The organism is Pantoea sp. Ft-CA_14 (genome assembly GCF_024520875.1).
In the GTDB taxonomy this organism is placed as follows: domain Bacteria; phylum Pseudomonadota; class Gammaproteobacteria; order Enterobacterales; family Enterobacteriaceae; genus Pantoea; species Pantoea agglomerans.
Map to the genome: position 1 here is coordinate 143,865 of NZ_JALNPM010000009.1, position 18,028 is coordinate 161,892.

Here is an 18,028-nt window from a genome sequence, read left to right on the forward strand (position 1 = left end):
TCATCATCTCGTGGCCGTGCGCTGAAGGCGACCTTAGTTTTTAGCTGCTGGTTTCACAACTTTTTTGTGGTGAACTTTTTTAGCAGCCTGAGCTTTCTGGGCAGCTGGTTTAGCTACTTTTTTGTGGTGAACTTTTTTAGCAGCCTGGGCTTTCTGAGCGGCTGGCTGAGTGGCTTTTTTGTGGTGAACTTTTTTAGCGGCCTGGGCTTTCTGAGCAGCTGGTTTAGTGACTTTTTTGTGGTGAACTTTTTTAGCGGCCTGGGCTTTCTGTGCAGCAGGTTTAGCTACTTTTTTATGGTGAACTTTTTTTGCAGCCTGCGCTTTCTGCGCGGCATCTTTTTTCACAGCTTTTTTGTGGTGTTTCTTAGCAGCCTGCGCTTTCTGAGCCGCTTTATGGTGTTTCTTGTGCGCAGTTTTGTGAACGGTTTTAGCCGGTGCTGCAGCGGTAGTAGTGGTTGTTGCGGCTGGCGCAGCAGCTGGAGCAGCTGTGGTGTCAGCAGCGAAAGCAACAGAAGACATACCCATAGCAGCGGCGACAACCAGTGCAAATAATTTTTTCATTGCAAATCCCTCGAAGACTATTTTTTCATGTGTAGCCCACTGCGGGGCCGGTGAAGAGACTATAGGGATATCAATGAACGGTGTCCGTGGGTGTTTGGTATCGGCGTGTAACCGATTGTACAAAGGCGGGAAAGGGCGGTCAGCTGACCGCCCGAGAGCTTAGCTATTCAGGTAACGTTGTTCAAGGTGCTGGCGGAAGAAAGCCGGATTCAGCGCTTCGCCGGTGGCGTTGATCAGCAGCTGATCGGTGGAGAAACGGCTGCCGTGCTGCCAGATGTTCTGTTGCAGCCAGTCGAATACCGGCTGCAGCTCACCGTGCTGAATCAGTTCGCTGAGCTGAGGAATCGCAAAATGTACCGAGCGGAACAGCTGTGCGGCGTACATCGCGCCCAGCGTATAGGTCGGGAAGTAGCCAAAGGCGCCGTCGGTCCAGTGGATATCCTGCATACAGCCATCGCGGTAATTACCCCGGGTATCCAGACCCAGCGACTGCATCATTTTCTCATCCCACAGCGCCGGAATATCCTCAACCTCAATCTCGCCTTCAATCAGCGCCTGCTCGATTTCATAGCGCAGAATGACATGTGCCGGATAGCTGAGCTCATCGGCGTCAACCCGGATCAGGCCAGGCTTAACCTGTTGGGTCAGGCGCACAAAATTATCCGGCTGCAGGGCAGGCTGATCGCCAAAAGTGGCGATGACCTGCGGCAGAATGCGCTGCAGCAATTCGCGGCTGCGACCAAGCTGCATCTCCATAAACAGGCTTTGTGATTCGTGGATAGCGGTGGAGCGCGCCAGCGCCACCGGCTGCCCGCGCCACTGCTGCGGCAGATTTTGCTCATAGCGCGCGTGGCCGGTTTCGTGAATCACGCCCATCAGGGCGCTGAGAAACTCATTCTCGTTGTAACGGGTGGTAATGCGCACATCTTCCGGCACGCCACCGCAGAAGGGATGCGCACTGATATCCAGCCGGCCATGGTTGAAGTCGAAACCCAGCGTTTCCATGATGCTCAGGCCGAGCTGACGCTGAGCAGGCAGGGCGAACGGCCCCTGCGGCGTGACAACAGTCTGTTGCGCCTGTTTTTCCACGACCTGCTGTAACAGATCGGGCAGCCAGGTTTTCAGTTCGCCAAAGGTTTCATCCAGCCGGGCGCGGGTCATCCCCGGTTCATAAAGATCCAGCAGCGCATCGTAACGCGAGCTGCCAGTGGCGTCGGCGCGGCGCTGGGCTTCTTCGCGGCTCAGACGCACCACCTCTTTGAGATTGGCGGCGAAGCCCTGCCAGTCGTTGGCGGGACGCTGAGTGCGCCATGCATGTTCACATACCGAACCGGCGATTGATTTGGCTTCTACAAAATCATCAGGCAGCAGGGTGGCCTGCTGGTAAGCGCGCTGCATCTCGTTGAGATTGGCCCGCTCAACATCGTTGAGTGACTGCTGCTCTGCGGCCCTGAGCCACTCACCAACCTGAGGGGCAGTGAGGATCTGGTGCTGCAACACGCTCATTTCGGCCAGCGCTTCACCACGCGCCTGACTGCCGCCCGGCGGCATGGTGGTTTGCATGTCACATCCGGCGATGGCCGTGACGTGGCTGAAACGGGAAAGGCGCTGGAACGTCTTGGTAAGTTGTTGATACGCTGAGGTCACGTAAGACTCCTTGTGGTTTTTAACGCAGCGGAATTTCCCGCAAGGTTAGATCAACCGGCCAGCAAAAGCGAACGCTGGCGCCGCCCAGCGGACTGGATTCAATAGTCACATTGCCGCTCAGCGCCTGGGCAATAGAGTGCACAATCGCAAGTCCCAGTCCGCAGCCGCCTGTAGCGCGATCGCGGCTGGGGTCCAGCCGGACAAAGGGTTCGAAAACCCGTTCACGCTCTTCAGGCGGAATGCCGGGACCGTCATCTTCCACCTGCAGACACCCTATCGGACCGTCGAACCACAAACTGACGCGCAGCCGCTGTTGCGCATAACGCAGTGCATTGTTGACCAGGTTATCCAGTACCCGCTCCATCAGGCGGGTATCAGAAATGCCGATGTTTTCACGCTGCGGCAGCTCAAGGTCGAGCCGCACGTCGGGATTGATAGTGCGGAAATCGTCAAGCCGCTCGCGCAGCCAGTTGGCCAAATCCAGCGATTTCAGATTGAGATCGACGCGCGGCCGATCAAGACGCGCATAGGTCAGCAGCTCCTCAATCAGGCTTTCTAGCTGGCCGATATCGCGATTCAGCGCCACCCGTTCGCTATCAGTGAGGTTGTCGCTCATCTCCAGCCGGTAACGCAGGCGCACCAGCGGTGTGCGCAGCTCATGCGCAATACCGTCAATCAACTGCTTCTTACTGGCGACCAGCGTATTGATGTTCTCGGCCATCTGGTTAAAGGCGATGCCGAGCCGGAACAGGCTGGAGGTGCTGTCGAAATGGGTGCGCACGTCCAGCTCGCCACGGCCAAAGCGCTGAGCCGCTTTTTCCAGTCGCTGCATCTCCTGCCAGTGGGGGCGCAGCCAGATAAACACCGGCAGCGCCAGTGACATCCCTATAAAGATCAGCAGGGCAATATCCAGCAGTCGCATCTGATGCAGATAGAAGAGATAGGGAATCGGCCCGACTGACAATACGTAGTGGCTGCGCGGAATGTGCTGCAAAAAGGTGTATTGATCGTCGAGCGCCACGATCTCTCCGGCGCGCAACCGATGCATGTTGCCTTCATCAAGCTGATATTTGTTCATCGGCTCGATGTGCAGATCGAACGACAGGCCGAGATCGAGACTCTTGATGGTTTTATTCCAGTCACGCGGCGGGATCTCGCGCAGTTCGCTGCGAATCAGGTAGAGCGAACTGGCCATCAGGTCATTCATTGACTGGCGGCCCGCACGTTCAGCGGTGAACTTGTAGACCAGCCCCACCAGCAGCGCCATCACCAGAAAGCAGACAAACAGCAGCAGATAAAACTGAATAAAAAGCTTTCTCATAGTCCGCGGGTATCCCAGGCCTGGGGCGCAAACAGATAACCTTTGTTACGAATGGTTTTAATGCGGAACGGCTCGGTGGCGCTGTCGTGCAGCTTTTTGCGCAACCGGGAGATGGCCACGTCGATGCTGCGGTCAAGGCCGTCATAGCTGACCCCGCGCAACGTTTTCAGCAGCGCATCACGGTTAAGCGTCTGGCCTGCATGGCTGGCGAGTACCCACAGCAGATCGAAATCTGCGGTGGAAAGGGCGATCTGCTCGTCAAACAGCGTGACCTGGCGGTTCAGCGCATCGATGGTCAGCGAGCCAAAACGCAGCATACGGTTGGCGGCGGGTGCGCTGGGCGCATCGTCCGGCTGTCCCTGCTGCGACTGACGCAGATGAAGGCGCAGGCGGGCCAGCAGTACCGCCGGCGGCGTGGTTTTCAGAATGTAATCCTGCGCACCCATCTCCAGGGCCAGAATATGGTTCATGTCGCTGTCCAGTGAGGTGAGCAACACGATCGGCCCCTGCCAGTTGGCCCGCAGGTCACGGCAGATAGTCATGCCATCTTTGCCTGGCAACATGATATCCAGCATCACCAGATCGGGCTGCTGTTCGGCAATGACGGCTTCAGCACGGTCGCCGCGCATCTCGACAATCACCTCAATATCATGACGACCCAGATAGGCCGCAATCAGTGAGCCCACTTCGGGTTCATCTTCTACATAAACAATTTTGTTCATAGTTCACAAAGCAGAGACAGGGATGGACGGAAGCATATCTTTTCCTGGTCCTGAGCTCTACGTTACCGCACGAAATATCCGTGGCTTGCTGGTATATAACCGGCAAAATGTGCAATCATTAGCGCGGCCTTTTTGCGCCAGGTTTGGGATATTGATGATTATCATGAGGAGCGTTAGTGTGTCTGATAAAGAGCTGGCATCAGCCATATACCCCGACCGCATCTGCTTCAATTACAGTGACTTTCTCTCCGCTTCCTGCAAAAAGCGCTGGAGCTTCGTCGATGCTATTTATGGTGTGATGCCGATATTTGGCATGGTGACACGTAAATCGGCACACCGCTTACAGGGCAGTGACGACCCGTTAAAAGAATTAGCATTACAAATCATTTCTACTCAGGTCAGCGACGAAATTAATATCGCGCGCCTGATTACCCTTGCGGAACAACAGCAGATTAGTCGCTTCGATATTCAGCTTCCTTATCCGCTTTCGGCGGAACAGCTGGACGCGATCCATCATGAATATTCCAGACCGCTGAATCTGACACAGCAGGATGACCTGCTGTGTGTCTCAATACCTGTGCAGTCACACTGAGAACCTCTCCCATCAGGCTCTGAACCTGGGCAGTGCTCACCATCCTCACGTACTATCTGTACGCCGGGTTGCTCCGCGCTGGCCGGGTTCGCACTGCCTGCAACCATTACGCCTGCCGGGCCAGGCGCTAAGTTGTCAGCTGCCATACGGCGGGCAGCGTCGCGGCAATCAGCAATCCCATTGCAATCCGCTCCAGCGAGGTTAGCGCAAACTCTGCGCGGCCACCGCGTCGTGCAAACAGAAACAGCAGCAGGCCCGGTGTATAGAGCACCACTGACATCATCAGGTGCAATGGCCCCGAGGCGTAAAGCAGCCAGATGCCATACAGGCTGGCACCGATACCGGTCGCCATCGCCAGCGGCTTATGCTGTCCGCGTACCACTTTGATCAGATATAACCCCACCAGCAGATAGGGCACCAGAATCATCTCAGAGGCGATAGTCAGCAGGTTGTTGTAGTTCGCACCGGTCAGGGCAATCAGGATCAGGCAGAGCTGAATACTGCCGTTGGTCAGCCACAGTGAGGCGGCTGGCGCGTTATGGCGGTTTTGCCGGGCGATACTGCGTGGAAATGCACCCTGTTGCGCGGCAATCAGCGGCACTTCAGCGGCCATAATCGTCCAGCTCAGATAGGCACCGCACACAGAGATAACCAGACCCACCGCAATCACCGCATCGCCCCAGTTGCCCATCAGTCGGGTCATCAATCCCGCCATGGAGGGGTTACGCATCTGAGCCAGTTCAGCACGTGGAACCACGCCAAGCGACAGCAGTGTCACCAGCAGATAGACCAGCAGCGCTGCCAGCACGGCGAATAGTGTAGCCCGGCCCACATCCTTTTTCTGGCGCGCGCGTGCAGAGACCACCACCGCCCCCTCGACGCCAATAAAGACCCACAGGGTAATCAGCATGGTCTGCTTGACCTGCTCCCATAGCGGTTGCCCCAGCGTGACGCCGGAAAAATCAAAGCGGAAGCGATCATAGTTGAACGCCATCACCGCCAGCACAATAAACAGCAGCAGCGGCACCAGCTTGCCGAGCGTCGCCATCAGATTAATGCTGGCAGCGGTCTGCACGCCGCGCAGCACCAGCCAGTGAACCAGCCACAACAGCACGGATGCACCCAGCATCGCCTGCCAGGTGTTGCCATCGCCAAAGATAATCCGGTCCGGCGTATCGGTGAAGAAGCTCAGGGCAGAGAAGACAATCACCAGATAGGAGACGTTGGCGATCACGGCGCACAGCCAGTAGCCCCACGCGGAGCAGAAGCCCATCAGCTCGCCGAAACCGGCACGGGCATAGGTAAAGATGCCACCATCCAGCTCGGGTTTAAGGCGGGTCAGCAGCAGCATCGCCAGCGACAGAAAGATGATGCCGACGCCGGTAATCAGCCAGCCCAGCAGCAGCGCCGCCGGACCGGCCACTGCAGCCATATTTTGCGGAAGACTGAACACGCCTGCGCCCAGCATTGAGCTGAGCACCAGCGCCGTCAGCGCACCGAGACCTAATTTTTTCTCCAAAACAACCTTCCCGCTAGCATATATGGCTGGGTAAATCGGATTCTGTCGCTGGGTTATGTCACACCAAAGGCACAATACAGGGACAATATCCGGTAAAACAGGCGGAGGATTTTACGGAGTGTGGCAGGGGATGGCAATGCGTGACTATGCAAAACAGCGCAGGAATTATGCAAACAGCAGGGCGGCAGGCGCCGCCCTGAGGAGGATTACTTAAACAGGTCAGCCGTGACGGTCAGGTTACCGCCACTCTGGTTCTGCCACTGGCGGGTAACGTGGTAGAACTTGGCACCTTTGTCCGCCGCACGCTTCGCCACTTCTTCTGAAATCTCTGTTGGCGTACCGAAGTGACCGGTGAAGGTTACAGTATCGAACGGCTGCATCTGCGCAGCAGTAATGGCGTTGACTTCCTGCACCGATTTGCCGTTTGGCAGATTAACGGTATAGCGCTTGCCGGTAGAGCTTTGGGTTTCGAAGAAACGGCCCACTTTGTTGCTTGGCGTTTCAGACGAGGCTACGCCTGGAATCTCTACGTTAGCCGCCGCAGCGCCACCGGTAGCCAGAGCGGCTTTACCCGCTTCTGAATCGGCAGGAATCGCATTCGGTGTCTGCACTGCGCGCTCTTTAGCATCCGCTTTATAGACATAGGCGGTGACATACTGATTGCCGCCGCTGTTGGCATCGATCTGGCGAACGATAAAGAAGGAGGCTGCGCCTTTCTGTTTTGCGGCTTTCGAAATTGCGTCGTTTACATCCGGCTGGCTGGCAAAGAAGCCGCTGACCGAAACGGTATCGAAGGGTTCGAGTTTATACGCTTCTGCTTTTGGCAGTTCGTTTACGCCGTTGAAACGACGGTAAGTCGTTGACTCTGTGGCTGCCGGGGCATCGGCTTTATAGAGGTCAGCCGTAACGCGCCAGTTACCGCTGTTACCGTTGCTGTCGTTGATCGCCTGGATGTAATAAGAGGCAGCGCCCATCTGATCTGCACGCTTAGATACCGCATCAGCAGCGTCGCCAATTGCGTTGAAACGGCCGGTAATATTAATACGTTCGAATGGCTTCAACGCGGCCGCTTTTTCTGGCGTAAGTTCCTGCGCAGCGAATGCGTTGGCTGCCAGCAGGGACAACAGAGTGGTCGCCAGAATAGTGTTCTTCAGCTTCATAAAAATAATCCTTCGCCTTACGCAAAAATGAGTACGAAAACGTGCTGGACTCTTGATGTATAACAGAATAGCCGCTGATTATTGCATGTTATAAACAGACTGTCGCAGCGATTTTTTGTGTCAGATCGCGTTATTCAACCATGATTTTTTCATTTGTTTGTCATCAAACGCAGTTACGGCCAGTTTTAGTGACAGTTACCACTAAAAGCGGTAACTGTTAGCGCTAAAATAGTTAATGCATTGTTAAATAAAGGTTTTTGTTGTTGGTTAATTCGTCCGGGTACAATTATCTCTGGCAGATTATCTGCCTGTGAGACTATTTTGCAGTGGGATAACGCAGGTTTCTTAACAGAACACTGCATAATTGGGTGAATGTCATCACTCTGCGTAGTCGCTGTAGATCGCTCGTCACATTTTCAGTAGCTTATAAACACTTTGAAATACCTGCGTTTCGTCCAAAAGCGGCTGAAATCGCGTTTCAGTCGCGCTCTCGTGGTGCAGGTTCGGGCCAACATCCTTTAACCGATGAAAGGAAACACTATGTTAATTGGAATACCCAAGGAAAGGTTGCCAAACGAGTCGCGCGTGGCCGCCACGCCTAAGACCGTGGAACAACTCATCAAGCTGGGTTTCAGCGTCACCCTTGAGCATGACGCCGGTAAACGCGCCAGCTTCGATGATGAAAGCTATATCGCAGCCGGTGCCACACTCAGCGACAGAGAGCAGGTCTGGCAGTCCGATATCGTGCTGAAGGTGAATGCGCCGGATGACGAAGAGATTGCGCTGACGCGTGCGGGCAGCACGCTGGTCAGTTTTATCTGGCCCGCACAGAATCCCGAACTGCTGTCAAAGCTGGCCGCACGTCAGGTCACGGTAATGGCAATGGATTCAGTGCCGCGTATCTCACGGGCGCAGTCGCTGGATGCCCTGAGTTCTATGGCGAACATTGCCGGTTATCGCGCCATTGTCGAAGCCGCCCATGAATTTGGCCGCTTCTTTACCGGTCAGATCACGGCAGCCGGTAAAGTGCCACCGGCAAAAGTGATGGTGATTGGGGCCGGTGTTGCCGGGCTGGCCGCGATTGGCGCAGCGGGCAGCCTGGGTGCGATTGTGCGGGCGTTTGATACCCGTCCCGAAGTCAAAGAGCAGGTGCAGAGTATGGGCGCCGAATTCCTTGAGCTCGACTTTGAAGAGGAAGCGGGTAGCGGCGACGGCTATGCCAAAGTCATGTCCGAGGCTTTCATCAAAGCTGAGATGGCGCTGTTTGCCAGTCAGGCCAGAGACGTGGACATCATTGTCACCACGGCGCTGATCCCAGGCAAACCGGCTCCGAAACTGATCACCGAAGAGATGGTCGCCAGCATGAAGCCGGGCAGCGTCATTGTTGATCTGGCGGCGCAGACCGGCGGCAACTGCGCGCTGACCGTCGCTGACCAGGTTACCGTCACGCCGAATGGCGTGAAAATCATCGGTTACACCGATCTGCCCAGCCGTCTGGCGACACAATCCTCCCAGCTCTACGGCACCAATCTGGTCAATCTGATCAAGCTGCTGTGTAAAGAGAAGAATGGCGAAATCCAGGTCGATTTCGAAGATGTGGTGGTGCGTGGCGTCACCGTGGTACGCGAAGGCGAAGTGACCTGGCCAGCCCCGCCGATTCAGGTCTCCGCCGCGCCACAGGCTGCCGCTGCCGCCGCCAAGCCGTCAGAAAAGATTGAGGCGAAGCCCGTTTCACCGTGGCGTAAATATCTGCTGATCGCCCTGGCTATTGTGCTGTTTGGCTGCCTGGCAAACGTGGCACCGGCCGACTTCCTCTCCCATTTTACCGTGTTCGCGCTCGCCTGCGTGGTGGGGTATTACGTGGTCTGGAACGTCAGTCATGCGCTGCATACACCGCTGATGTCCGTAACCAATGCCATTTCCGGCATCATTGTTATCGGTGCGGTCTTGCAGATGGGCCACGGTGGCTGGGTCACCTTTATCTCCTTTATTGCCGTGCTGATTGCCAGCATCAATATCTTTGGTGGCTTCACCGTCACCCAGCGCATGCTGAAAATGTTTCGTAAGGGGTAACACATGTCTGGCGGATTAGTCACTGCAGCCTATATTGTGGCTGCGATTCTGTTCATCTGTAGCCTTGCTGGTCTTTCGCGTCATGAGACCTCTAAGCGGGGTAATATTTTCGGTATCAGCGGTATGGCGATTGCGCTGATCGCCACCATATTTGGCCCGGACAGCGGTAATGTGGTCTGGATCCTGCTGGCGATGGTCATCGGCGGCGCTATCGGCATTCGTCTGGCGAAGAAAGTCGAAATGACGGAAATGCCAGAGCTGGTGGCGATTCTGCACAGCTTTGTTGGCCTGGCCGCAGTGCTGGTGGGCATCAACAGCTATATCGACCATGCGCCTGGCCTGCCAGCGGTGATGGAGAATATCCATCTCAGCGAAGTGTTTATCGGTATCTTTATCGGTGCCGTCACCTTCACCGGCTCGCTGGTGGCGTTTGGCAAACTGTGCGGCAAAATCTCTTCACGGCCGTTAACGTTACCGCATCGTCACAAGCTGAATCTGCTGGCGCTGGTGGTTTCGTTCCTGCTGCTGTTGTGGTTTGTTAACACCAGCAGCACGGCTGTGCAGGTGTTTGCACTCTTGCTGATGACGGTGATTGCGCTGGCGTTTGGCTGGCATCTGGTCGCGTCGATCGGCGGCGCGGATATGCCGGTCGTGGTGTCGATGCTTAACTCCTATTCAGGCTGGGCCGCCGCCGCTGCCGGTTTCATGTTGAGCAACGATCTGCTGATTGTGACCGGTGCGCTGGTGGGGTCATCCGGTGCGATCCTCTCCTACATTATGTGTAAAGCGATGAACCGTTCGTTTATCAGCGTGATCGCGGGCGGCTTTGGTACTGAAGCCAGCAGTGGCGATGAAAGTCAGGAAGCGGGCGAGCATCGTGAGATTACGGCTGAAGAGACCGCTGAGATGCTCAAGGCTTCCAGCTCGGTGATTATCACCCCAGGCTACGGCATGGCGGTAGCGCAGGCGCAGTATCCGGTCGCGGAAATGACTGCCCGACTGCGTGCGCTTGGCATCAAAGTTCGCTTCGGTATCCATCCGGTGGCGGGGCGTCTGCCGGGTCACATGAACGTGCTGCTGGCAGAGGCGAAAGTGCCTTATGACGTGGTGCTGGAGATGGATGAGATCAACGACGATTTCAGTGACACTGACACGGTGCTGGTCATTGGCGCTAACGACACGGTCAACCCGGCGGCGCAGGATGATCCCCGCAGTCCGATTGCGGGCATGCCGGTGCTGGAAGTGTGGAAGGCGCACAACGTGATAGTGTTCAAACGCTCAATGAACACTGGCTATGCCGGGGTGCAGAATCCGCTGTTCTTCAAAGAGAATAGCCAGATGCTGTTTGGCGATGCCAAAGCCAGCGTGGAAGCGATTCTTAAAGCGCTGTAATAAAAAAAGGGCGGCTAATCAGCCGCCCTCTCTGTTTCTGAGGAGGATTAATCCTCCTCATCCTCTTCATCATCCAGGTCAATCGGCGATTTGAAATCGTCCGGCTTAAGCGCCAGCAGATCGCAACGCAGATGATCAATCACCTGTTCCGCCGTATTGCCGAGGAATGCCGCCGACAGTCCGGTGCGTCCAATCGTGCCCAGCACCACCACACCGGCTCCCAGATGTGCCGCCAGATCGGGGATGACCTCTTCCGGCAGGCCCTTAGCCACATGGGTGAACTCTTCACCAATCGAGAACTTCTGCCGTAGCGCTTTCATTGCCACCAGATGCTGACCACGGATCGCGTCGTTGTAGACGCTGGGATCAAAATCGGGCAGTTCGATAGCAATATTGATAGGGGTAATCGGGTAGGCGCCGACCAGATGCACTTCGGTCTGATTCACCTTTTCCGCCAGGATCACCGTTTCACGAATAAGCTTCTGATTCAGGCCATCGTGATGCGGCTCTTCGCTGGCAAGATTGACCGCGACAATCGCTTTACCGCCTTCCGGCCACGGCTGATCTTTGACCATCCACACCGGACACGGGCATTTACGCAGCAGGTGCCAGTCGGTTGGAGTGAAAATCACTGACTCAAGGCGATCGTGCTGATGCGCCATCTTCAGCACCAGGTCATGCTGATGGGCGAGCACTTCCTGAATAATGGCTTCGTAGGGACGGTTGTGCCAGATCACTTTGATGTCAATTTCGACACCGGCATCAAGATAAGCGCGGGCCTGCTCGCGGATCCATTCGGTACGCTGGCTGATCACGCCCTGGCGCATCGACGCGCGCTCGTCCGGCGAAAGCAGGGTGGTCATCTCATATGAGAAGTCATAGATAGGCAGGAAGGCTTTAATTCTTCCGCCAAGACGTTGATTCAGATAGACCGCACGTCGCAGCGCGGGCTGATCGTCTTGCTGGGCATCAATGGCGACCAGAACATTTTGGTACTGGGACATGAGGCGTTCTCCTTAAACCAGAGCGACTGGAATAAAGATAGCCTATGTTGCACAGCGGAAGAAGTGAAAAAGTTACTGCCGGATCAACAAAATAAGATTTATTGATCCGGCTGAGGATCAGGCGGCCTGGTGGCTCTGACCGGCGAGCTCTTCCAGCAGGGCATGGTTTTCAATCGTGATGTACTTGCCTTTCACCGCCAGCATACCGGACTTCTGAAAACGCCCCAGGAGGCGGCTGATGGTTTCAACCGTCAGGCCCAGGTAATTACCGATATCGCCACGCGTCATAGTGAGGCGGAATTCGCGCTGTGAAAAGCCGCGCTGGCCAAAACGACGGGAAAGGTTCCAGATAAACGCCGCCAGGCGCTCTTCAGCATTTTTCTTCGACAGCAGCAGGATCATGTCCTGATCGCCTTTGATTTCACCGCTCATCAGACGCATCATCTGCTGACGCAGGGCCGGCATTTTGCCCGACAAATCATCAAGCGTTTCAAAAGGGATCTCACACACCATGGCCGTTTCCAGCGCCTGCGCAAAGCTGGGATGGCTGGAGCCCATAATTGCGTCAAAGCCGACTAAATCGCCCGCCAGATGGAAACCAGTGATCTGCTCATCACCCTGTTCAGTGATGGTGTAGCTTTTAATGGTGCCGGAGCGAATCGCATACAGAGACTTGAGTTCATCGCCTGCTTTGAAAAGCGTTTGCCCTTTCTGAATGGGTTTTTTACGCTCAATGATATTGTCGAGCTGATCCAGCTCATGTTCATTTAGCGTAAAGGGGATGCAGAGCTGACTGATGCTGCAATCCTGGCAGTGAATGGCACAACCGCCCGACTGAATACGACGAATGCTGCGTTTTTCAGGGATCATAATGGTTTGCTCGACGATTATTGACTGGGGTCAATTTTAACATTTTTTGTGCTGAAGGGAACTCATCCGAGCAGTTTTACACTTACAAATATTATGGACTAAGCACACAACGATAAACGCTGATGTGACGGGCTTCTCAGAATCCCGACAGGGCCGACTGTCAAGAAAACTTTCCGCTTATGTGATCTGTCACACGCTTCTGCACTGGCAGTGACTTTCGAAAAAGTGGGGTGGGCCGGTAATTCCAGCTTTTGCTACGCTAACGGGTAAAGCGTGATTTGCACATTCCATCAATATTAACCAGGTGTGAGAAAACCATGAACCTTGATGATAATGATCTCTTTCGGGATGCCATGGGCGATGTCACGCCGTTAAAAGACACCACCACAACCTTGTGGCTCAAAGCACCCTCAACGAAGGCGCCACGAAAACCGCCAGGTGAATCGGAGGAGGAAAATTTCCTGACCCGGGGCGATCTGGAGATCGTTCCACTCAATACCCCGCTGGAATATAAAGCCGACGGCATTCAGCAGGGGATTCTGGATAAACTGCGCAGAGGAGAGTATCAGCTGGATGCCAGCCTCAACCTGTTGCGGCAACCGGTCGAAACCTGTCGTCAGGCGCTCTTTAACTTTATGATGCAGGCGCACAAACAGGGAATGCGCAATCTGCTGATCATCCACGGCAAAGGTCGTGATGATGAATCGCATGCCAACATTGTGCGCAGCTATCTGGCGCGCTGGCTAAAGCAGTTTGATGACGTACAGACCTTTTGTGTGGCCCAGACCCGGCATGGCGGGGCCGGGGCGCTTTATGTCGGATTGCGCAAAACCGATAAAGCCCGGCTTGAAAACCGCGAGCGGCATGCGAAACGCAGCCGCTAACTGTGAAACTTACGGATGGTGGACATCAGCACTTCAGCACTCAGGCTAAGCTCTGCGCCGGTGCGGGTAATGATGCCCACCGGTTCGCCCGGCCCGGAAGAAGCGATCGGCAGCGCACAAACAGCGTTGTGGCTCAGATCCTCTTTAATCGCCCCGGAAGGGACGAACCAGATGTAGTCGTAGCGAAGAGCCAGCTGGCGTGCCAGTGAAGTCGAAGAGGTCTCAATGCAGTGAGGCGGAAGGGTGCAGCCCTGTTCATCCAGCATCTGCTGGGCAATCCGGCGCGGAGCGGTGCCCTCGGGCGATATCACTACCGGCCACTGCATCGCACGCGAAAGCGTGACGTTGTCACTTAACAGCGGGTGTTCCGGCCTGACTACCAGCTTGAGTGACTCCAGAAACAGCAATTCATAGGTCAGCCCGGTCATCATGGCGCTGTCCGCCATCCGGCCAATGCCAATGTCGAACTCACCGCCGCGCAAGCCCGCCAGCAGCACATTATTGTGAAGTGTCGCCACCTGAATGGTGGTGTTGGGCTGCAATTGATGAAAACGATCCAGGATGCGTGGCAGCATCCCCATCGCAGCAGTGGTCAATGCCCCCAGCCGGATAATCACCGGCGCATCGCCCGGCTGCTCATTAAAACTCTGTCCGGCATGGTTCAGCGCGTCGAGTACCCGTACCGCATGGGTCAAAAACTGCTCTCCCATGGTGGTCAGCTGCGCGCCCAGCCGGCCACGTTCAAACAGACGAACGCCAGTCAGCTCCTCCAGCTCATTCAGGGTCTTGGAGAGGGCAGGCTGGCTGAGGCTAAGCGTCTCTGCCGCCCGGCCCAGTGTGCCTTGCTGCGCAACCGCAACAAAGGTATGTAGATGGCGCAAGCGAATGCGCTGATTGAAAAGGATATTTTTTTCCATATCCTAAACTTAATGAGAATGACCGGCTTCAGGCAACTGTTAAAAATGAATTCTGTTAACTTTGCTGCAAATTTATTTTAACAAAAGATTCGAAATGACCGCGTTACCCTTTAACTCTCTGATTAAAAAGCGCTCAGCCGGGTATGCCGCTGAAATACGCCATCCTCTGACTACGGTATATCAATAACTTAACAGCTTAAATTTGAATAATTCTCAATATCATATAAAAATCTGACCGCTTAAGGTTAACGATCGGCTATCATTAGCGCCGTTTTTTTTACTTAAACTGATGTCAGATTTCGTTACTCCAGAGGAGTGTTCATTGACCAGCGTCGAGGCGGTAGATGTCCGCCAGCTTATCAACCAGCAGGGGCTGAGCCACTGGCAAAAGCGGCTCATTGCGCTCTGTTTTATCGTGGTGGCACTCGATGGCATGGACATTGCGATCATGGGATTTATTGCGCCGACACTGAAAGCCGCGTGGGGGGTGAGCAATCATCAGCTCGGGGTCGTCATCAGCGCAGCGTTAATCGGGCTGGCGCTGGGTGCCATGGTGGCAGGGCCACTGGCTGACCGCTATGGCCGTCGCATGATGATTATCCTCAGCGTCTTCTTTTTCGGTCTCTGGACGCTGGCAACGGCGCTGTCACAAAACATTGAGCAGATGATGCTGTTCCGTTTCCTGACCGGGCTGGGACTGGGTGCGGCGATGCCCAACGTCGGCACGCTGGTGGCGGAATATGCACCTGAGCGGCGGCGGGCTTTTATCATCACGGTGGTGTTCTGCGGCTTTACCTTTGGTGCCGCCAGCGGGGGATTTGCTGCCTCCTGGCTGCTACCGCGCTATGACTGGCACTCCGTGCTGCTGCTGGGCGGTATTCTGCCGCTGCTGGTGTTGCCATTACTGATCCGCGGCCTGCCGGAGTCGGTGCGATTTCTTATCAGCCGTGGCGCACCGGCTGCCCGCATTCACGCCATCCTCGACCGGATGATGCCGGGCAAAACCGCGCCCGACTGTGCGTTTCACGCGCCAGAGGCCACCGTGCCGGTGAGCGGCGCGATAGGCACCGTACTTTCACGCCGCTATCTGTTTGGCAGCACCATGCTGTGGGGCGGCTACTTTATGGGGCTGTTCATGGTTTACCTGATTGGCAGCTGGCTGCCGTCGCTGGTCAACACCCTGGGCATGTCAGTGACCGAAGCGGCGATTATCACCGCGATGTATCAGGCGGGCGGGACGCTGGGCTCCCTGTTTGCGGGCTGGATGATGGATCGCTTCAACGCTAACCTGGCCCTGGCGGCGATCTACGGCTGCGGCGGGCTGTTTATTGTGGCACTGGGCTTTTCACCCGCGGAAGTGGGTATGATGAGTGCGATCGCCTTTTGCAGTGGCTTCTGTTTCAACGGGGCCAATACTGGTATGAATGCCTTATCCGCCAGCTATTATCCTACCCACGCCCGCGCTACCGGTTCCAGCTGGATGCATGGAGTGGGCCGCATCGGCGCGATTTTAAGCGCCTTTGTTGGCGCAGAGATGATGTCTCTTGGATGGTCTTTCAGCGTAATCTTTCTGCTGCTGGCAATACCGGCTGTGATCACTACCCTGATGCTGCTGTTAAAAAACCGCTACGGCTTTAAGCCGATCACAGATTCGTGATTTTTTCCGCTGAGGCCAGCCTGTTGCATTACATTAGCAGCAACGCTAACGGTGTCAGGTGGATAAGATGGACAACTTTCTCAGTGCGGATCTCATCCGCACCCGTTTCTCTCAGGCGATGTCAGCTATGTATCAGCAGGAAGTGCCGCAATATGGCACGCTGATGCAGCTGGTGGCGACCGTCAACGACCGCGTGCTGGAAGCGGATATCGCGCTGAAAGATCGTCTCACCGCAGCCGATGAGATCGACCGACTCAACCTGGAACGTCACGGTGCGATCCGTGTGGGCACGGCAGATGAATTAGCCACACTGCGGCAGCTGTTCGCGGTGATGGGAATGCACCCGGTTGGCTATTACGATCTCTCTCAGGCTGGTGTGCCGGTGCACTCCACGGCGTTCCGGCCGGTCACCGATGCGGCGCTGCGGCGCAATCCCTTTCGGGTCTTTACCTCGCTGTTACGCCCTGAACTGATCGACGACCACGCGCTGCGTGAAAAGGCGGCGGAGATTCTTGCCGCGCGTGACATTTTCACCCCCCGTTGCCGGGCGCTTCTGGAACTGCATCAGCAGCAGGGCGGATTAACTGACGAGCAGGCCACTGAGTTTGTTACCGAAGCACTGGAAACCTTCCGCTGGCATGCCCATAGCAGCGTGGACAGTCAGACCTATCAGGCGCTGAACCAGCAGCATCGGCTGATCGCTGACGTAGTCTGCTTTCCCGGCTGCCACATCAACCATCTCACGCCGCGCACGCTGGATATTGACCGCGTACAGCAACTGATGCCGTCGCGCGGTATCGATCCGAAAACCCTGATCGAGGGACCACCGCGTCGTCAGGTACCGATCCTGTTACGTCAGACCAGCTTTAAAGCGCTGGAAGAGCCGATCATCTTTCAGGATGGGCATCAGGGAACCCATACTGCACGCTTCGGTGAAATTGAGCAGCGCGGCGTGGCGCTGACGCCTCAGGGCCGTGCGCTCTACGATCGGCTACTCAGCGAGGCGGGCAGCGGTCAGGATAATCAGCAGCATCAGCAACATCTGGCGGCGATTTTCCGTGACTTCCCCGACGACGAAACCACGCTGCGCCAGCAGGAGCTGGCCTGGTTCCATTATCGCCTGAGTGAAAAGGGCATCGCGACGCCGCCGGCTCAGGGTGAATCGCTGGAGACTCTCATCGAAGAAGGTCGTGTGCTGGCAGACCCCATCATCTACGAAGATTTTCTGCCCGTCAGCGCGGCGGGCATTTTCCAGTCCAACCTCGGCGATCGGGCGCAGGTTCGTTCGGCGGGACAGGCGAGCCGCCAGGCATTTGAAGCCGCGCTGGGCGCTGTCGTGCTGGATGAGATGGCGTTATACGAAGAGCGGCAGCAGCGCTCGCTGGCACAGTGCGGCTTACGGCCAGACTGACGCCTCTGCGGGCAACAGGCGCGTTGCCCGCAACGCTTTCTCCGCACTCGCCCTGCTAAGGCCAGTGGACCTGAAGTAGAGCAACGCGGGTAATATGCTGACAGGACTGGGGAAAAACAACGCTTTACCGCTCAGCGCAGGTTTACCCGCGTGAGTATCTTAATCTATTAGCAGGCTGACTGATTAACAGCCGCACAACCGCACGTGATAACAGAGCAACGACGCGCCACTCCGGCGCTGGCAGCGTCATTGACCAATCGCGAAAAGATAAACAACGTTGAATCATAACCGTAACTGA

The 18,028-nt window shown here is 55.8% G+C and carries 15 protein-coding genes; 6 read left to right on the plus strand and 9 right to left on the minus strand.

Features of this window, described 5'->3' with window-relative positions; translation table 11 throughout:
• Window positions 1-33: 33 nt before the first annotated feature.
• The 4 genes from asr to rstA all read right to left on the minus strand — a co-directional run bounded on the left by asr (window position 34) and on the right by rstA (window position 4,251).
• Window positions 34-561 carry an acid resistance repetitive basic protein Asr gene (gene asr, locus NR195_RS14885; protein WP_071785070.1) on the minus strand — a complete coding sequence of 176 codons (528 nt, stop codon included), beginning with the start codon at window positions 559-561 and terminating at the stop codon, window positions 34-36.
• Between the two features lie 159 nt (window positions 562-720).
• Complete coding sequence (locus tag NR195_RS14890; RefSeq protein ID WP_256844662.1) at window positions 721-2,208, minus strand: carboxypeptidase M32; 1,488 nt, start codon at window positions 2,206-2,208, stop codon at window positions 721-723.
• A 19-nt stretch (window positions 2,209-2,227) separates the two neighbouring features.
• The gene (rstB, locus tag NR195_RS14895) at window positions 2,228-3,529 is read right to left on the minus strand and encodes a two-component system sensor histidine kinase RstB (RefSeq protein ID WP_256844663.1); all 1,302 of its coding nucleotides are present in this window, start codon (window positions 3,527-3,529) and stop codon (window positions 2,228-2,230) included.
• A complete protein-coding gene (gene rstA / locus NR195_RS14900) occupies window positions 3,526-4,251 on the minus strand; it encodes a two-component system response regulator RstA (protein WP_010244666.1) in 726 nt (241 codons plus the stop codon). Before rstA ends, rstB begins: the two co-directional genes overlap by 4 nt.
• Window positions 4,252-4,429: 178 nt before the next feature.
• On the opposite strand from rstA, the gene NR195_RS14905 reads away from it, so the two are divergent.
• The gene (locus NR195_RS14905) at window positions 4,430-4,843 is read left to right on the plus strand and encodes a hypothetical protein (RefSeq protein ID WP_010244668.1); all 414 of its coding nucleotides are present in this window, start codon (window positions 4,430-4,432) and stop codon (window positions 4,841-4,843) included.
• A gap of 127 nt (window positions 4,844-4,970) precedes the next feature.
• On the opposite strand, the gene NR195_RS14910 is transcribed toward NR195_RS14905, so the two are convergent.
• Both NR195_RS14910 and ydgH read right to left on the minus strand, forming a co-directional pair.
• The gene (locus NR195_RS14910; protein WP_033757764.1) at window positions 4,971-6,362 is read right to left on the minus strand and encodes a basic amino acid/polyamine antiporter; all 1,392 of its coding nucleotides are present in this window, start codon (window positions 6,360-6,362) and stop codon (window positions 4,971-4,973) included.
• 206 nt (window positions 6,363-6,568) lie between these two features.
• Window positions 6,569-7,522, minus strand: a complete 954-nt coding sequence (gene ydgH / locus NR195_RS14915) for a DUF1471 family protein YdgH (protein WP_010244673.1) — start codon at window positions 7,520-7,522, stop codon at window positions 6,569-6,571.
• Window positions 7,523-8,062: 540 nt separating this feature from the next.
• Here ydgH and pntA point away from each other — a divergent pair.
• Both pntA and pntB read left to right on the plus strand, forming a co-directional pair.
• Window positions 8,063-9,595 carry a Re/Si-specific NAD(P)(+) transhydrogenase subunit alpha gene (pntA, locus tag NR195_RS14920; RefSeq protein ID WP_010244677.1) on the plus strand — a complete coding sequence of 511 codons (1,533 nt, stop codon included), beginning with the start codon at window positions 8,063-8,065 and terminating at the stop codon, window positions 9,593-9,595.
• 3 nt (window positions 9,596-9,598) lie between these two features.
• Window positions 9,599-10,987, plus strand: coding sequence for a Re/Si-specific NAD(P)(+) transhydrogenase subunit beta (gene pntB, locus NR195_RS14925; RefSeq protein WP_256844664.1), 1,389 nt, complete (start codon window positions 9,599-9,601; stop codon window positions 10,985-10,987).
• A 47-nt stretch (window positions 10,988-11,034) separates the two neighbouring features.
• Here the strand turns inward: pntB and uspE are convergent, their stop codons facing one another.
• Both uspE and NR195_RS14935 read right to left on the minus strand, forming a co-directional pair.
• Entirely contained in the window at window positions 11,035-11,991 is a 957-nt protein-coding gene (gene uspE, locus NR195_RS14930) for a universal stress protein UspE (protein WP_010244683.1), read from the minus strand.
• Between the two features lie 117 nt (window positions 11,992-12,108).
• Window positions 12,109-12,861, minus strand: coding sequence for an FNR family transcription factor (locus NR195_RS14935; protein WP_010244686.1), 753 nt, complete (start codon window positions 12,859-12,861; stop codon window positions 12,109-12,111).
• 317 nt (window positions 12,862-13,178) lie between these two features.
• Between NR195_RS14935 and smrA the strand changes: the two genes are divergently transcribed.
• Complete coding sequence (smrA, locus tag NR195_RS14940) at window positions 13,179-13,745, plus strand: DNA endonuclease SmrA (protein WP_033767330.1); 567 nt, start codon at window positions 13,179-13,181, stop codon at window positions 13,743-13,745.
• Here the strand turns inward: smrA and NR195_RS14945 are convergent.
• Entirely contained in the window at window positions 13,742-14,662 is a 921-nt protein-coding gene (locus tag NR195_RS14945) for a LysR substrate-binding domain-containing protein (RefSeq protein WP_010670205.1), read from the minus strand. The genes smrA and NR195_RS14945 overlap by 4 nt on opposite strands.
• A 322-nt stretch (window positions 14,663-14,984) precedes the next feature.
• Between NR195_RS14945 and NR195_RS14950 the strand changes: the two genes are divergently transcribed.
• Together NR195_RS14950 and NR195_RS14955 are read left to right on the plus strand one after the other, a co-directional pair.
• Window positions 14,985-16,319: an aromatic acid/H+ symport family MFS transporter gene (locus NR195_RS14950; RefSeq protein ID WP_010244695.1), complete on the plus strand. Its 1,335-nt coding sequence runs from the start codon at window positions 14,985-14,987 to the stop codon at window positions 16,317-16,319.
• A 67-nt stretch (window positions 16,320-16,386) separates the two neighbouring features.
• Window positions 16,387-17,730, plus strand: coding sequence for a VOC family protein (locus NR195_RS14955; protein ID WP_256844665.1), 1,344 nt, complete (start codon window positions 16,387-16,389; stop codon window positions 17,728-17,730).
• Window positions 17,731-18,028 lie beyond the last annotated feature (298 nt).

What these genes read in the sequence shown, in the direction of transcription:
- asr (WP_071785070.1), bottom strand. Translation starts at nt 561, where the DNA reads ATGAAAAAATTATTTGCACTGGTTGTCGCCGCTGCTATGGGTATGTCT.
- rstB (WP_256844663.1), bottom strand. Translation starts at nt 3,529, where the DNA reads ATGAGAAAGCTTTTTATTCAGTTTTATCTGCTGCTGTTTGTCTGCTTT.
- rstA (WP_010244666.1), bottom strand. Translation starts at nt 4,251, where the DNA reads ATGAACAAAATTGTTTATGTAGAAGATGAACCCGAAGTGGGCTCACTG.
- ydgH (WP_010244673.1), bottom strand. Translation starts at nt 7,522, where the DNA reads ATGAAGCTGAAGAACACTATTCTGGCGACCACTCTGTTGTCCCTGCTG.
- pntA (WP_010244677.1), top strand. Translation starts at nt 8,063, where the DNA reads ATGTTAATTGGAATACCCAAGGAAAGGTTGCCAAACGAGTCGCGCGTG.
- pntB (WP_256844664.1), top strand. Translation starts at nt 9,599, where the DNA reads ATGTCTGGCGGATTAGTCACTGCAGCCTATATTGTGGCTGCGATTCTG.
- uspE (WP_010244683.1), bottom strand. Translation starts at nt 11,991, where the DNA reads ATGTCCCAGTACCAAAATGTTCTGGTCGCCATTGATGCCCAGCAAGAC.
- NR195_RS14935 (WP_010244686.1), bottom strand. Translation starts at nt 12,861, where the DNA reads ATGATCCCTGAAAAACGCAGCATTCGTCGTATTCAGTCGGGCGGTTGT.
- smrA (WP_033767330.1), top strand. Translation starts at nt 13,179, where the DNA reads ATGAACCTTGATGATAATGATCTCTTTCGGGATGCCATGGGCGATGTC.
- NR195_RS14945 (WP_010670205.1), bottom strand. Translation starts at nt 14,662, where the DNA reads ATGGAAAAAAATATCCTTTTCAATCAGCGCATTCGCTTGCGCCATCTA.
- NR195_RS14955 (WP_256844665.1), top strand. Translation starts at nt 16,387, where the DNA reads ATGGACAACTTTCTCAGTGCGGATCTCATCCGCACCCGTTTCTCTCAG.